Raw genomic sequence first — 14,765 nt, forward strand, 5'->3', positions numbered from 1 at the left:
CTCCGCTGATCGTCGGGACGGGCAGGAGCTTCAGTCGCGCCTCAGTCCACCACGCGGCAATAGACGCGATACAGGCGAATCACATTGGCCTCGATGGCGCTGAGGCGGATAGCCCAGTGTTCGCCTTCCGAGATCGCCCATTCGCGTTCGTTCTCGTCGATATTCCGCCCTTTCAGCTTCACTTCCTCGGCGTAACTGCCGAAGGCTTCCAGCACGGCGGCTTTCAGCTCGTGGCTGACATCCTCGATGTAGCAGATGATGAAGCGCAGGCTTTCCAGCTCGGCCTGCAGGCCCTCGGGCGTCAGCAGATGCGGCTTCACCGGCTCGCGGTCCCACCAAACCTCGTAAACGCGGCTTTCGGTCGAGCCGGTCAGCAGGAAATCGGTGAACATGAGCTGGCCGCCCGGTTTCATGGCGGCGCGGATCTTGGCCAGCAGCAGGCGCTTGTCCTGCACCGGCATCAGGCCGTCTTTCGACAGCACAACATCAACGCTCTTGCGCTTGAACTGAATCTCGTCCAGCGGCGTGGTCTTGATGTTGATGCGCTGCTTCACGCCCTGGTGCTTGGCGATGTCGATGGCGGTGTTGGCCAGATCGGGGTCGGGCTCATAGGCATCGACCCACAGATTCTCGCGCGCCATCATGCGGCTCATGCCGCCCATGCCGCAGCCCAGTTCGGTGATCGACAGATTGGGGTTGAGGCCCAGCGGCGAGATCAGCGGCTTCATCAGCTCTTCGCCGCCGGGCTGGTTGAAGCCTTCGCCGAACAGCTTCTGCACGATCTGGCGCCGCCGCGGCGTCCAGCTTTCGATGGTGGGCACTTCGCGCGGCAGTTCCGGCTCCGGCGCCGGTTCGGGTTCGGCGGGGGCGGCTTGGTCCTCTCCCTCGTGCTGGATGACATAGTCGTCGCCATGCCACCAGGCGCGCAGTTTGTCGCGCCAGCTCAGGTCAGAGGATTGTTCGGTATGCTCCTTCGCCACCACAGCCATATCCGCATTCAGCCGATTCAGGCATCTGTATCAGTGGCGTGGTTGATTTTCCGTTTCTGGCATCCAGCCACGCCGGCCCCGGCAACCGGGCCAATCACAAACAGGCATAAATCTGGCGCAGACCGGCTCCATAAACAAGCGCCCGCGAAATCGCGGGCGCCTGAAAACCGTAGAGATTTGATAACCTTAAGTGGTCAGCGGCGGCCGCCAATACGCTCGGGCAGCAGGTCGCGCACCCGGCGGCGGGCTTCGGTGTCGCGGATGCGGGCCGACTGGGCGGTGGTGATCAGGCGCGGCGCCGGCGGATTGGCCAGCACGGTGACCGGATCGGTCAGCAGGTTGTCGGCCAGCTGCTTGATCTCGGCCGGCAGCGTGGTGGCGAACACGATGGTCTGGCGTTCGGTCGGCGCGGCCTCGAAGATGGCGCGCAGTTCATTGGTCACGCCCAGCTCCAGCATGCGGTCGGTCTCGTCCAGCACCATGATCTCGAGCTTGTTCAGCTCAAGCTGGCCGGCATTGATCAGTTCCACCACGCGGCCCGGGGTGCCGATCAGGATGTCGATGCCGCGCGACAGGGCCTGGGCCTGCGCGGCCTTGCCGGGGCCTTCATACACGGTGGCCTGGCTCAGGCGCACGAAGCGGCCATAGGCGCGGAAGCTTTCCTGGATATGCTGCACGCGCTCGCGCGACGTGGTCAGGATCAGCGCGCGGGCCTTGCGGGCACCGGCGGGGTGCCGGTCGATGGAAAGGTGCTGCAGGATCGGCAGGGTGAAGGCAACGGTTTTGCCGGCGCCGGCTTCCGCCTGGCCCAGCAGGTCGCGGCCCTGCAAAAGATGCGGGATGGCTTTGGCCTGGATCGGCGTCGGCGCCACATGTTTTTCAGCGGTCAAAGCCCGCTGAATGGGTTCTACGAGGTCGAGCTGCGAGAATTGATTGGCGTTCAACATCGGTCTGCAATCTATATCACACGGCAGATCCGCCAGGGGCAGGAGTACCGGGGGGCTACAACGGGCGACAACCCCGCCCTGTCCGGCAGCACCGGATCGGTGCGGCGGCGAACGGGAAGGCTTGTCACGGAAGCCAGGAACATTGGGTACAGCGGCGTCCTGCGGGGTACCGCGAACCCGCGTGATACTAGCGGCCGTTCTTCGTTTTGCAAGCGCGAAACCTCATCCTGCGACAATCACGCAAAACGTGTGGATATTGCCGCTTTTCCAAGCCTGCCTTCGATTCAAGAGATGGTGAAAACTGCAAAGATTTTCAAGAGGATGAATCAGAATTAAGGTTGCAATCCGATGTTTCGCCAGTGGCGGGTGCCGCTCGCCCTCCCAGCGCGCAGGCCGGGTGGCAAAAGGATCAAAACGGGGTCGACTCGGTCGCCCTGTTAACCATTTGGGCCGTATCCGGAGGGCTGGCCGCCCCCGCCCAGGCCGGCTTCGGGGGGATTCCGGGTTCATGAGCGGGTTTCATGGGCGGCCCGGCCGCGGATCGGGCGGGTGGATGGCGCCGGCCACCTCCGGACCGGCCCCGGACCGGCCCCGAACCGGCCGCCAAACGGCCCGAAACTCCCGCCCAAGCCGCTTGCCAAGTGGCGGTCCGGCCGCTACAACCGCGCCCTCGTATCGGGCGTTCCGGCTGGAAGGGCTGCCGTGTCCGCCTTGAAGATCACTCCATACCTTCGGAGGTTATGAAATGCCCAAGTTGAAGACCAAGAGCTCGGCCAAGAAGCGCTTCAAGCTCACGGCGACCGGCAAGGTGAAGCGGGCCCATGCGGGCAAGCGTCACGGCATGATCAAGCGCACCAACAAGCAGATCCGGAATCATCGCGGCACCGCCGTGGTGTTCGAAGGCGATGCGCGCAAGATCATCAAGAACTACCTGCCCAACGCCTGAGTTAAGGAGACTCTGACATGGCACGTGTTAAGCGGGGCGTTACCGCCCATGCCCGCCACAAGAAGGTCCTGAAGCTCGCCAAGGGCTATCGTGGCCGCAATTCCACCGTCTTCCGCGTCGCGATCGAGAAGGTCGAAAAGGGACTGCAGTATGCGTTCCGCGACCGTCGCGCCAAGAAGCGCAATTTCCGTTCGCTGTGGATCCAGCGCATCAACGCTGCCGCCCGCGAGCAGGGTCTGACCTACGGCCGATTTATCAACGGCCTCGCGCTCGCCGGCATCGAGGTTGACCGCAAGGTCCTCGCCGATCTCGCCGTGCACGAGCCCGAGGCGTTCAACGCCCTGGTGGCGCAGGCGAAAGCCGCCCTGCCCGCCACGGCGGCCTGATCGGCCCGCGTTCGCCCAACTCAATTCAAGCGACCGTTTGCGAAGGGGGCCGTCATTGCGGCCCCCTTTGTTTTTGTCCACGCTGTCGCTGATTCGCGCGTTGAAAGAGGAAGCATGACCGAGATTGCCACGCTGGCAGCCGAGTCCGAAAAGGCCGTGGCTGCGGCCCAGACTCTGGAAGCCCTGGAAGAGGCCCGCCTTGCCGTGCTGGGCAAGAAGGGTTGGCTCAGCGCCGCGCTGAAAGACCTGGGCGGCCTGTCGCCTGACGAGCGCAAGGCGCGCGCCCAGATGCTCAACGAGGTGAAGGATCGCCTCGGCGGCGCCATCGAGGCGCGCAAGGGCGTGCTGGCCGACGCCGCGATCAATGCGCGGCTGGCGGCGGAAAAGCTCGACATGACGCTGCCGCTCAACGACAGCCACGAGCAGCAGGGCCGCATCCATCCGGTCAGCCAGGTGATCGACGAGATCACCGAGATCTTCGCCGCCATGGGTTTCTCGATTGCCGAAGGTCCGGATATCGAGGACGACTTCCACAATTTCACCGCGCTGAACATCCCGGCCGAGCATCCCGCCCGGCAGATGCAGGATACGTTCTATCTGCCCAAACGCGCCGATGGCGAGCAGATGGTCCTGCGCACCCATACCTCGCCGGTGCAGATCCGCACCATGCGGTCGGGCCCGCCGCCCTATCGCATCGTCGTGCCGGGCCGCACGTATCGCAGCGACTACGACATGACGCACACGCCCATGTTCCATCAGATCGAGGGCCTGGTGATTGATCGCAACATCCATATGGGTCATCTCAAGGGCGTGCTGGTCGAATTCTGCAAGGCCTTCTTTGAAACCGACAATGTGAAGATGCGGTTCCGCCCCAGCTATTTTCCCTTCACCGAACCCTCGGCGGAAGTCGACATCAACTGCTCGCGCGAGGGCGGCGTGCTGCGTGTGGGCGAGGGCGACGACTGGCTGGAAATTCTCGGCTCCGGCATGGTGCATCCGCGCGTGCTGCAGCATTGCGGCCTCGATCCTTCCGAATGGCAGGGCTTCGCCTGGGGCATGGGCATCGACCGCATCGCCATGCTGAAATACGGCATCCCCGATCTGCGCGCCTTCTTCGATGCCGATCTGCGCTGGCTGAAGCATTACGGCTTCGTGCCGCTTGATGTGCCCACTCTGGGCCAGGGGGTGGCGCGATGAAATTCACCCTCGCCTGGCTGAAAAGCCATCTCGACACCACCGCATCGCTGGACGAGATCGCCGCGAAGCTCACCGCCATCGGCCTGGAAGTCGAAGGCATCACCGATCCGGCCGCCGTTTTCGCCCCCTTCGTGGTGGCGGAAGTGAAGAAGGCCGAGCCGCATCCCAATGCCGACAAGCTGCGGGTCTGCGAGGTCTTCACGGGCAAGGAGACCCTGCAGGTGGTCTGCGGCGCGCCGAACGCGCGCGCCGGCATGAAGGGCGTGTTCGCGCCGGTCGGCTCCACCGTGCCGGGCATCAACCTCACGCTCAAGGCGGCCACCATCCGCGGCGTCGCCTCCAATGGCATGCTCTGCTCCGAACGCGAGATGGGCCTGACCGACGAGCATACCGGCATCATCGATCTGCCGGCCGATGCGCCCATTGGTGCGCCGTTCGCCGCCGTGATGGGCCTCGACGATCCGACCATCGAGATCAAGCTGACGCCCAATCGCGGCGACTGCCTCGGCGTGCGCGGCATCGCGCGCGACCTGGCCGCTGCCGGTCTGGGCAAACTGAAGCCGCTTGAGATCAAGCCGGTGCCGGGCCAGTTCAAGAGCCCGATCAATGTGCGCCGCCAGTTCACGCCGGAAAACGACCGCGCCTGCGCCATCTTCGCCGGCCGGCTGGTGAAGGGCGTGAAGAACGGCCCGTCGCCGCGCTGGCTGCAGCAGAGACTGAAGGCCATCGGGCTGCGCCCGATTTCAGCGCTGGTCGATATCACCAATTTCTTCACCTACGATCTCGGCCGTCCGTTGCACGTTTTCGATGCCGCCAAGGTGAAGGGCGACATCCAGCCGCGCATGGCCAAAGCCGGCGAGAAGCTGCTCGCGCTGGATGGCCGCGAATACGTGCTGGACGAAACCATGTGCGTGATCGCTGACGACAATGGCCCCGAGGGCATCGGCGGCATCATGGGCGGCGAACATTCCGGCTGCTCGGAGAGCACCACGGATGTCTTTGTGGAATGCGCCTGGTTCGATCCGGTGCGCATCGCCACCACCGGCCGCAAGCTGGGCATCCATTCCGATGCGCGCCATCGCTTCGAACGCACGGTCGACCCGGCCATGGTGCGGCCCGGCATCGAACTGGCGACGCAGATGATCCTCGAGCTGTGCGGCGGCACGCCGTCGGAGGTGGTGGTGGATGGCGCCGAGCCAGAATGGCGCCGCAGCCTCAGCCTGCGGCCGTCGCGGCTGCAGAACCTGGTTGGCTTCGATCTGCCGGTGGCCGAGCAGACGCGCATCCTCACGGCGCTCGGCTTCACTGTCACGCCGGCGGGCGACACGCTCTCCGTGGCGCCGCCCTCCTGGCGGCCGGATATCGACGGCGAAGCGGATCTCGTGGAGGAGATCGCGCGCCTGCATGGCTTCGAGGCGATTCCCGCCGTGCCGCTGCCGGTGACGCGCGCCGTGCCGCAGCCGGCGGTGACGGCCGGCCAGCGCCGCGCCCGCATCGTCCGTCGCGCCCTGGCGGCACGCGGGCTCGTCGAGGCCGTCACATACTCGTTCATCAAGCGCGCCGAGGCCGAGGTGTTCGGCGGCGGCCAGCCCGAGCTGCTGCTGGTCAACCCGATCTCGGCCGACATGGATGCCATGCGGCCCTCCACGCTGCCCGGCCTGATCGCGGCGGCGAAGCGCAACATGGATCGCGGCATGATGGATGTCGCCCTGTTCGAGCTGGGGCCGCAATATGCCTCGGCCGCGCAGGACGGCCAGGCTCTGGTCGCCGGCGGCATCCGTCGCGGCCAGACCGGGCCGCGTCACTGGCGCGAGAAGCCCCGCAATGTCGATGCCTATGATGCCAAGGCCGATGCCTTTGCCGCGCTGTCTGCCGCCGGCGTGGCGGTGGATGCGCTGATGGTGATGGACGGCGCGCCGGAGTATTACCATCCCGGCCGCTCGGGCACGCTGCGCCTGGGGCCCAAGACCGTGCTGGCCGCCTTCGGCGAGCTGCACCCGCGCACCCTGCAGGCCATGGACATCAAGGGGCCGCTGGTGGGCTTCGAGATCTATCTCGACCGCATCCCGGCCAGCCGCGCCAAGACCAAGGCCAAGCCCGCGCTCAAACTGTCCGAGCTGCAGGCGGTGGATCGCGATTTCGCCTTCATCGTCGATGCCACCGTGGCGGCCGATACGCTGCTCAAGGCGGTGCGCGGTTCCGACAAGGCGCTGATCGCGCGCGCCAGCGTGTTCGACGTCTTCGCCGGTGCGGGCATCCCCGAGGGCAAGAAGTCGCTGGCTGTCACCGTGCGGCTGGAACCGTCGCAGCAGACGCTCACCGACGCCGAGATCGAGGCGGTGGCGAAAAAGATCGTGGCTGCGGCCGAGAAGGCCTGCGGCGCGACGCTGCGCGCCTAGGCGTCGGAGCCATGCTGGTCCTCGGCGTTCATTCCGGTTGGGCTGACGCCGGGGCAGCGGTCTTCGACGATTACGCCATGCTGGCCGCCGTGCCGCTGGCGCGGCTGACCGGCATGCCGCGCGATGGTGGCCGCCTGCCCATCGAGGCCATCGTCGAATGCCTCGATATCGCCGGCCTGCGCGCCGACGAGATCGGCGCGCTCTGCCTGTCGCAGGGCGTGTTCCCCGGCCGCTACTACAATCACCTGTCGCTGCCCCGCCGGCTGGGCCGCGGCCTGCGCCAATTGTTCGGCCGCGACACGCCGATCAGCCTGAGCGACGAGATGCGCCGCCACGGCCAGGCGGCATCCGCCCTGCTCAACCTGCCTGTGCTGCTCGACGATCTCGGGCTCAACCGCAACATCGCGGTGCATGTCTATCGCGATCATGCCGCCCAGTCCCTGCTGGCGCTGGCCGAGGCCGCATGGGATCACGGCCTGGTCTACACCGCCGACGAGACGGGCTGCTGCGCCAGCGTGCTGAAATACGGCCGCCTCGCCGTGCTGTTCGACGACGAGACCGATCTTGCCGCCGAGACGCTCACCCCCGGCCGCCTGCTCGGGCTGTGCGTCGATGCGCTTGGCCTGCCCGATGCCGTTTCGCTGTTTGCGCTGGCGGCCCATGGCGAGCCGATGCTGGGTCAGGCCATGCTGGCGCATCTGCGCGTCGACGATGACGGCCATATCCAGGCCGATTTCAGCGCCGAAGGCGGCGTGCAGCGCTGGCTGCGCCGCCTGGCGCAGGACCAGCCGCCGGCCCTGGTGGCATCCTCGCTGCATTTCGCCTTGTCCAGCCTGTTCGCGCAGGCGATTGCCGCGCTGATGCAGCGGCATGATCTGCGTCATCTGGCGCTGGGCGGCAGCCTGTTTGCCGACCCGCGCATGGTGCACATGATCGGCCAGGCTTTGCAGCCGGCGGGGCTGTCGTTATATCCGCGCGCCACCAACGCGGCGCTGCCGCTCGGCGGCGTGCTCGACCTGCTGCTGCAGCGTGACGGCATCGCGGACTGGCAGCACAGGCGCCAACCGCTGGCGCAGGCCGCCTGGGGCCGCGATTACACCGCCGATATCGACCCGGTGCTGGGCAATGCCGGCTGCCGCCTGGTCAGCCACGATCCGGTGCGCGCTGCCGCGGCTTTGCTCAACGCCGGCAAGCTGGTCGCCTGTTACGACGGCCGGGCGCGCGGCGCCGATGGCGGCGCGGCGCGGCTGGTATTGTTCAGCGGCGGCAATCCCGGCGCCACGGCTTCGGCGAACCAGCGGCTGGAGCGGCCGGGCTGGCTGCCACCCGCCATCTATGTCGCCCGGGTCGGGCTCGGTCTGCTCTGTCCGGGCCTCGATATCGCCCAGGCGCAGGGCGGCATTGCCGCTTTGCCGGCACCACGCTGGCAGCAAAGCCTGCATGCCGCGCTGTTGCCTGATGGTCTGGTGGTGCCGGTGGCCGTCGACGCGCAGCAATCGCCTCTATTGGCCGATCTGCTGGCCGCCTATGCCAGTCTGAGCGAGTTGCCGGCTTTGCTCGGCCTGCCGATGCAGGTCGGCAACCTACCGCCCGCCGATGCGCCGGCCGAAGCGCTGCAACTGCTGCAGGATGGTCGCGTGGATTACATCGTCACCGACAATGCGGTGTGGGAGCGCGGAACCTAGGCTACGGCGGCAGTCCGCGTCATCCATCGCCAGGCATCGGCGATCTGCATCTCCAGCGCGGCGCGCTGTGGCCGCCAGCCCAGCACCCGCTGCGCCTGGGTGGCATCGGCCACCAGAGCCGGCGGATCGCCCGCGCGACGGCCGCTTTCCTGCACGGTGATCCTGTGACCGGTCACGCGTTGCGCCGTCTCGATCACCTGCCGCACCGACCAGCCCTGTCCGGTGCCCAGATTGAGCCGCAGCGATGTGCGGCCCGCCAACAGGTGCCGTAGCGCCAGCACATGGGCCTCGGCCAGGTCGCTGACATGCACATAGTCGCGGATGCAGGTGCCATCCGGCGTATCGTAGTCGCTGCCATAGACCGTGATCTGCGCGCGCTTCCCCGCCGCGACCTGCAGCACCAGGGGGATCAGATGCGTCTCTGGTTCGTGCTGTTCGCCCAGCTCGCCATCGGGATCGGCACCGGCGGCGTTGAAGTAGCGCAGGGCGGCAAAGCGCGAACCATGGCGCGCGGCGAAATCGGCCAGCATGGTTTCTGCCGCCAGCTTGGTTTCGCCATAGGGATTGATCGGCCGCAACGGGTGGTCTTCCGCAATGGGCGCCGTCTGCGGCGCGCCATACACCGCCGCCGTACTCGACATCACGCAGGATGCGATATCCGCCTGCTGCAATGCTTCCAGCAGGCAGCGCGTGCCCTCCACGTTCACGGCATGGAAGGCGGCCGGATCGCGCACGGACTCGCCGGCTTCGATGCGGGCGGCGAAATGCAGGGCCGCCACCGGCCGATGCCGCGCCAACACATCGCGCAGCCGTGCGGCATCGCGGATATCGCCGCGCTCCAGCGGACCCCAGCGCACGGCCTTTTCGCAGCCGCCCGACAGGTCATCATAGGTCACCGGCACAAAGCCCGCGCCATGCAGCGCCTTGCAGGCATGGCTGCCGACAAAACCGGCGCCGCCGGTGACAAGAACGGTATGCGTCATGAATTCCCCCGCGCGCAGCATAGGCAGCGGCGGCCGTCGTGCAATGCGCAGGGCTGTAATATGGCCTGTGGATATGGCTGTATTCTGTGGACTGTTTTATAGTCAACTTTTCATCCACAACGAGAAACGGCCGGCAGGAACGCCATGAAACAGAAACACAGGATTGCAGTGATTCCCGGCGATGGCATCGGCAAGGAAGTGGTGCCCGAGGGTTTACGCGTCATGGATGCGGCGGCGCGCCGCTTCGGCATCGATTTTGGTTTCGACTCCTTCGACTGGAGCTGCGACTACTATCTGAAACACGGCAAGATGATGCCGGACGACTGGAAACAGCGGATCGGCGGACATGACGCGATCTTCTTCGGCGCCGTGGGCTGGCCCGAGAAAGTGCCCGACCATATTTCGCTCTGGGGTTCATTGATCCAGTGGCGTCGCGAATTTGACCAGTATGTGAACCTGCGCCCGGTGCGCCTGATGCCGGGCATTCCTTCGCCGCTGGCCAACCGCAAGGTTGGCGACATCGATTTCTACGTGGTGCGCGAGAATACCGAGGGCGAATATTCCTCCATCGGCGGCCGCATGTTTGGCGGCACCGAGCGCGAATTCGTCATCCAGGAAACCATCCTCACCCGCACCGGCACGGACCGCATCCTGAAATTCGCCTTCGATCTGGCGCAGAGCCGGCCGAAAAAACACCTCACCTCGGCCACCAAGTCGAACGGCATCTCGATCACCATGCCCTACTGGGACGAACGCGTGGCCGAGATGGCAAAAGCCTATCCCGGCGTGCGGGTCGACAAGTTCCACATCGACATCCTCACCGCCCATTTCGTGCAGCATCCGGACTGGTTCGACGTGGTGGTGGGCTCGAACCTGTTCGGCGACATCCTGTCCGATCTCGGCCCGGCCTGCACCGGCACCATCGGCATCGCGCCCTCGGCCAATCTGAATCCCGAACGCAACTTCCCCTCGCTGTTCGAACCCGTGCATGGCTCGGCGCCCGATATCGCGGGCAAGGGCATCGCCAATCCGGTGGGCCAGATCTGGTGCGGCGCCATGATGCTCGAGCATCTGGGCCACAGGGACGCGGCGGATGCGGTGATGAAAGCCATCGAAGAGGTGCTCACCGCCGGGCCGCGCACACCCGACATGGGCGGTCAGGCCAATACGCAGGACGTGGGCAAGGCGATTGCCGAAGCCGTGGCGAAGGGGTGACGGTCGCAATCGTCATTTCCTTTTCCAGCGGTATCATGATCCACGCCAAGTCCTGCATGCCGCCCTCTGGCGGTAACATGATCCGCGCTGTTGGCTGCATGTCTTCCAAATCATGCAAATGACTTCTGCATTCCGGCGTCTGACAGAAAGTTCTTGATCTGCGTCAACACCGCTTCCGCTCGGCAATGTTATCGGGATCCAGCATCGTCGATGACGGCGAAAAAAACGAGACAGGGAGCAGATGATGGCTTTTCAGTTGCTGGTGCCGGTGATCACCTATCAGGCCGGAAACACCGATGCGTTGATCGGAAACGTGGCCGGTATCGCGAAATATCTTGAGGCGGATATCCATGCGCTGGTCCACGTGCCGGATTTTCCGCCCGTGGCGAGTGCGCTCGGCAACATGCTGCTCGATGTGCCGTCGATGGTGCGCGATGTGAAGTCGGATTGCCGCGCGCGCGCAAAGACGCTGGTCGAGGCGATCGGTCAGGGGCTGGCGGGTCATCGCCTGCAACTCAGAACCACGGAGGTCATGTGTTTCCCGCCGGAGTTTGGCGATGTTGCCGCCGAACATGCGCGATACCATGACCTGACGGTCGTGGATCTGAACACCAGCGAGTCGGCGCCCGGCGCCGCGGAGTCGATCATCTTCGGTTCGGGCAGGCCGGCGCTGCTGATTTCCGACAGGGTGCGCCGGATCAGTTTCGATCATGTCATGATTGCCTGGGACGGAACCCGCGCCGCCGCCCGCGCGGTCGCAGATGCCGGACTTTTCCTGCAGCGCGCCGCCAAGGTCACGGTCGCCACGGTGACCGAGGAAAAGCTGTTGCCGGAGGGTGAGCCGAATGCCCGCCTGATGGATTATTTTTCCCGCCGGGGTCTCGATGCGCAGGCCGTTACCATTGGCGGTGGCAGAGTGAACCCGGTTGCGCAGCTTCTTCAGGACAAGGCGAAGGAAATCGGCGCCGGCCTGATCGTCATGGGCGGCTTCGGCCATTCCAGGATGCGCGACTTCGTCCTGGGCGGCGCCACGAACGGCATCCTGAAAGACCTGCAGGTTCCGGCCCTGCTGTCGCACTGATCGCGGGCGTGGGGCCTCAGCCCAGGCTCCGCGCCATCCGCCATTCATCGGCGATCCGGGCCCGGCGGCGCAGCAGCGCCTTGTAGCTTTCCGCCTCCTGCACGCTCAGGCGGGGCCGCCGGCCCAGATGGGCGGCCAGCGTGCGGCATTCCCGGTCGCAGATCGCAAATTCATGGCCCAGTTCGTCGGCGATCCGGCTGGCGGTCGGCAGGTCAGACTGCAGGGCAGGCGGCAGAACAGGGCGCATGGGGGGCTCTCCGAAATCAGGATTGAAATGTACGCTTTTTGTTCTAATTGAACAAGGGCTGGCCGTTGGCAGTGCGGACCCGCATCCCCAAAACCCGGTTCATGTAAAATCAATGGTTTATCCTATCAAAACCATCGCAAAACGACGCAAAACCGTCGCCGTCCGCCGCAAAACCGCGCCATCCTGGGCCGGGGCGGCGGGCGGCGTGGTGGCTGCGCCCGGGATACGCGCAAAACCGCCGGCCCTGCCGGAGGCCGCCCGGGGCAGGCCCCGGCCTGAGCCGGGCCCCGCCCCTGTCTCTGCCCCTGTCTCTGCCCCTGTCTCTGCATGGGGCCGGCCTGCGTTGCCGCCCATCATGGCGGATGCTACAACCCCCGCCCATGAGCGCACCCCAGATCACCGACCAGCCGGCAGCCGCCCCCGCCGGCATGAAGAAGCTCGACCTGCTGGCCGGCTTCATGGAAACCAACGGCCCGCTCTGGGGCCGGCTGGACGAGGCCGACGGCCTGCCGGTGATGGGCTTCCGCGTCGAACTGCGGCACTGCAACCCGATGCAGATCTGCCATGGCGGCATGCTGATGACCTTTGCCGACATGCTGCTGGGCTTCACCGTCTCGGTGGCGGCCGGCGGCAAGAAGTTCCTGCCCACGGTGCAGCTTGGCGGCGACTATGTCGGGCCGGCGCCACTGGGGGCCTGGGTCGAGGGCAAGGGCCGGCTGATCCGCATGACGCGCAATCTCGGCTTTTCCGAATGCCTGATCACCGCCGATGGCGCGCCCTGCCTGCGCGCCTCGGGCATCATGAAAATTCCGTCTCAGGAATCCCGCGAGGGCAATGTCCTGAGCCTGTTCCGCTGAAACACGCGCTGGAAACGAGTCCGCTGTGGCCACCGACCTGTCCCTGATCCGCAACTTCTCGATCATTGCCCATATCGACCACGGCAAATCGACCCTGGCCGACCGCCTGATCGAGGCTTGCGGCGCGCTGGAAAAGCGCGAGATGAGCGAGCAGATCCTCGACAGCATGGACATCGAGAAGGAGCGCGGCATCACCATCAAGGCGCAGACCGTGCGCCTGAACTACAAGGCCAAGGACGGCAAGACCTACGTGCTCAACCTGATGGACACGCCCGGCCATGTCGACTTCGCCTACGAGGTCAGCCGCTCGCTCGCCGCCTGCGAGGGTTCGCTGCTGGTGGTCGATGCCAGCCAGGGCGTGGAAGCGCAGACGCTCGCCAACGTGTATCAGGCACTGGATGCCAACCACGAGATCGTGCCGGTGCTGAACAAGATCGACCTGCCGGCGGCCGATCCCGACCGCGTGAAGCAGCAGATCGAGGATGTGATCGGCCTGGATGCAAGCGACGCCGTGCCGATCTCGGCCAAGACCGGCATCGGCATCGACCTGGTGCTGGAAGCCCTGGTCAATCGCCTGCCGGCGCCCAAGGGCGACCGCAACGCGCCGCTGAAAGCTTTATTGGTGGATAGCTGGTACGACGCCTATCTGGGCGTCGTGGTGCTGTTCCGCGTGATCGACGGCACGATCCGCAAGGGCATGAAGATCAAGTTCATGTCGTCGGGCGCCGTGCATCTGGTGGAACGCGTCGGCGTCACCACGCCCAAGAAGGTGATGGTAGACGAACTCGGCCCCGGCGAGATGGGCTTTTTCACCGCCGCCATCAAGGAAGTGGCCGATACCAGCGTCGGCGATACCATCACCGACGAGAAGCGGCCGGCGGCCGAGCCGCTGCCGGGCTTCAAGCCGTCCATCCCCGTGGTGTTCTGCGGCCTGTTTCCGGTCGATGCCAGCGCCTTCCCCGAGCTGCGCGAAAGCCTGGCCAAGCTGCGGCTCAACGATGCCAGCTTCCATTTCGAGATGGAAAGCTCGGCCGCGCTGGGCTTCGGCTTCCGCTGCGGCTTCCTCGGCCTGCTGCATCTGGAAATCATCCAGGAGCGGCTGGAGCGCGAGTTCAACCTCGACCTCATCACCACCGCGCCCAGCGTGATCTATCACGTCTACAAGACCGACGGCACGATGGAAGAGGTGCACAACCCGGCCGACATGCCCGATCCGATGCTGATCGACCATATCGACGAGCCGTGGATCAAGGCCTCCATCATGGTGCCCGACGAGCATCTGGGCGCCATCCTCAAGCTGTGCGAGGAAAAGCGCGGCCGCCAGATCGAGCTCACCTATGTGGGCAACCGCGCCATGGTGGTCTATCGCCTGCCGCTGAACGAGGTGGTGTTCGATTTCTACGACCGGCTCAAGTCGGTCAGTCGCGGCTATGCCAGCTTTGATTACCAGATGGACGGCTACGAGCCGGGCCAGCTGGTGAAGATGACCATCCTGGTCAACGGCGAGAATGTCGACGCGCTGGCCACCATCGTTCACTCTGCCCGCGCCGAGACGCGCGGCCGCCAGCTCTGCGAGCGGCTCAAGGAACTGATCCCGCGCCAGATGTTCAAGATCGCGATCCAGGCGGCCATCGGCGGGCGCATCATCGCCCGCGAGGATATCTCGGCCCTGCGCAAGGACGTGCTGGCGAAATGCTACGGCGGCGACATCAGCCGCAAGCGCAAGCTGCTGGAGAAGCAGAAAGAGGGCAAGAAGCGCATGCGCAATGTGGGCAATGTGGAGATCCCGCAGGAAGCCTTCATCGCCGCGCTCAAGATCTCGGACAACTGAGC

Annotated in this window: 13 protein-coding genes; 9 read left to right on the top strand and 4 right to left on the bottom strand. The window is 65.5% G+C overall.

The genetic code is table 11. The features are described 5' to 3' along the window. Positions 1–41: 41 nt before the first annotated feature. Together ACE3OO_RS10475 and ACE3OO_RS10480 are read right to left on the bottom strand one after the other, a co-directional pair. Positions 42–989 (bottom strand): class I SAM-dependent methyltransferase, encoded by a 948-nt coding sequence (locus tag ACE3OO_RS10475; protein WP_374302549.1) that lies wholly within the window; start codon positions 987–989, stop codon positions 42–44. A gap of 194 nt (positions 990–1,183) precedes the next feature. Continuing rightward, on the bottom strand, positions 1,184–1,936 hold the full coding sequence (locus tag ACE3OO_RS10480; protein WP_374302551.1) for a DEAD/DEAH box helicase: 753 nt from the start codon (positions 1,934–1,936) through the stop codon (positions 1,184–1,186). 745 nt (positions 1,937–2,681) lie between these two features. On the opposite strand from ACE3OO_RS10480, the gene rpmI reads away from it, so the two are divergent. From rpmI to ACE3OO_RS10505, 5 genes are all read left to right on the top strand, one after another. Further along, a complete protein-coding gene (gene rpmI, locus ACE3OO_RS10485) occupies positions 2,682–2,882 on the top strand; it encodes a 50S ribosomal protein L35 (RefSeq protein ID WP_144068321.1) in 201 nt (66 codons plus the stop codon). A gap of 17 nt (positions 2,883–2,899) precedes the next feature. Next, positions 2,900–3,268, top strand: a complete 369-nt coding sequence (gene rplT, locus ACE3OO_RS10490; RefSeq protein WP_374302554.1) for a 50S ribosomal protein L20 — start codon at positions 2,900–2,902, stop codon at positions 3,266–3,268. A 114-nt stretch (positions 3,269–3,382) separates the two neighbouring features. Next, on the top strand, positions 3,383–4,465 hold the full coding sequence (gene pheS, locus ACE3OO_RS10495; RefSeq protein WP_374302557.1) for a phenylalanine--tRNA ligase subunit alpha: 1,083 nt from the start codon (positions 3,383–3,385) through the stop codon (positions 4,463–4,465). Next, the gene (gene pheT, locus ACE3OO_RS10500) at positions 4,462–6,864 is read left to right on the top strand and encodes a phenylalanine--tRNA ligase subunit beta (protein ID WP_374302559.1); all 2,403 of its coding nucleotides are present in this window, start codon (positions 4,462–4,464) and stop codon (positions 6,862–6,864) included. The genes pheS and pheT overlap by 4 nt, the downstream gene beginning before the upstream one ends. A gap of 11 nt (positions 6,865–6,875) precedes the next feature. Next, positions 6,876–8,549 (top strand): hypothetical protein, encoded by a 1,674-nt coding sequence (locus tag ACE3OO_RS10505; RefSeq protein ID WP_374302560.1) that lies wholly within the window; start codon positions 6,876–6,878, stop codon positions 8,547–8,549. On the opposite strand, the gene galE is transcribed toward ACE3OO_RS10505, so the two are convergent. Further along, positions 8,546–9,532 (bottom strand): UDP-glucose 4-epimerase GalE, encoded by a 987-nt coding sequence (galE, locus tag ACE3OO_RS10510; protein ID WP_374302562.1) that lies wholly within the window; start codon positions 9,530–9,532, stop codon positions 8,546–8,548. The genes ACE3OO_RS10505 and galE overlap by 4 nt on opposite strands. 144 nt (positions 9,533–9,676) lie before the next feature. Here galE and ACE3OO_RS10515 point away from each other — a divergent pair, with 144 nt between their 5' ends. Then, entirely contained in the window at positions 9,677–10,747 is a 1,071-nt protein-coding gene (locus ACE3OO_RS10515; RefSeq protein ID WP_374302564.1) for a tartrate dehydrogenase, read from the top strand. 262 nt (positions 10,748–11,009) lie between these two features. Then, complete coding sequence (locus ACE3OO_RS10520; protein ID WP_374304683.1) at positions 11,010–11,828, top strand: universal stress protein; 819 nt, start codon at positions 11,010–11,012, stop codon at positions 11,826–11,828. Positions 11,829–11,844: 16 nt separating this feature from the next. Here the strand turns inward: ACE3OO_RS10520 and ACE3OO_RS10525 are convergent, their stop codons facing one another. Next, positions 11,845–12,075 carry a hypothetical protein gene (locus tag ACE3OO_RS10525; RefSeq protein WP_374302566.1) on the bottom strand — a complete coding sequence of 77 codons (231 nt, stop codon included), beginning with the start codon at positions 12,073–12,075 and terminating at the stop codon, positions 11,845–11,847. A 380-nt stretch (positions 12,076–12,455) separates the two neighbouring features. On the opposite strand from ACE3OO_RS10525, the gene ACE3OO_RS10530 reads away from it, so the two are divergent. Both ACE3OO_RS10530 and lepA read left to right on the top strand, forming a co-directional pair. Then, on the top strand, positions 12,456–12,932 hold the full coding sequence (locus ACE3OO_RS10530; RefSeq protein WP_374302568.1) for a PaaI family thioesterase: 477 nt from the start codon (positions 12,456–12,458) through the stop codon (positions 12,930–12,932). A 25-nt stretch (positions 12,933–12,957) separates the two neighbouring features. Further along, positions 12,958–14,763: a translation elongation factor 4 gene (gene lepA, locus ACE3OO_RS10535; RefSeq protein WP_374302571.1), complete on the top strand. Its 1,806-nt coding sequence runs from the start codon at positions 12,958–12,960 to the stop codon at positions 14,761–14,763. Positions 14,764–14,765 lie beyond the last annotated feature (2 nt).

It is taken from the genome of Ferrovibrio sp. (genome assembly GCF_041906005.1).
In the GTDB taxonomy this organism is placed as follows: domain Bacteria; phylum Pseudomonadota; class Alphaproteobacteria; order Ferrovibrionales; family Ferrovibrionaceae; genus Ferrovibrio.

Excerpts from the sequence above, each read along its gene's own strand:
- ACE3OO_RS10530 (WP_374302568.1), top strand. The coding sequence starts at position 12,456 with ATGAGCGCACCCCAGATCACCGACCAGCCGGCAGCCGCCCCCGCCGGC.
- rplT (WP_374302554.1), top strand. The coding sequence starts at position 2,900 with ATGGCACGTGTTAAGCGGGGCGTTACCGCCCATGCCCGCCACAAGAAG.
- ACE3OO_RS10505 (WP_374302560.1), top strand. The coding sequence starts at position 6,876 with ATGCTGGTCCTCGGCGTTCATTCCGGTTGGGCTGACGCCGGGGCAGCG.
- ACE3OO_RS10515 (WP_374302564.1), top strand. The coding sequence starts at position 9,677 with ATGAAACAGAAACACAGGATTGCAGTGATTCCCGGCGATGGCATCGGC.
- galE (WP_374302562.1), bottom strand. The coding sequence starts at position 9,532 with ATGACGCATACCGTTCTTGTCACCGGCGGCGCCGGTTTTGTCGGCAGC.
- rpmI (WP_144068321.1), top strand. The coding sequence starts at position 2,682 with ATGCCCAAGTTGAAGACCAAGAGCTCGGCCAAGAAGCGCTTCAAGCTC.
- ACE3OO_RS10475 (WP_374302549.1), bottom strand. The coding sequence starts at position 989 with ATGGCTGTGGTGGCGAAGGAGCATACCGAACAATCCTCTGACCTGAGC.
- pheS (WP_374302557.1), top strand. The coding sequence starts at position 3,383 with ATGACCGAGATTGCCACGCTGGCAGCCGAGTCCGAAAAGGCCGTGGCT.
- pheT (WP_374302559.1), top strand. The coding sequence starts at position 4,462 with ATGAAATTCACCCTCGCCTGGCTGAAAAGCCATCTCGACACCACCGCA.
- ACE3OO_RS10480 (WP_374302551.1), bottom strand. The coding sequence starts at position 1,936 with ATGTTGAACGCCAATCAATTCTCGCAGCTCGACCTCGTAGAACCCATT.
- ACE3OO_RS10525 (WP_374302566.1), bottom strand. The coding sequence starts at position 12,075 with ATGCGCCCTGTTCTGCCGCCTGCCCTGCAGTCTGACCTGCCGACCGCC.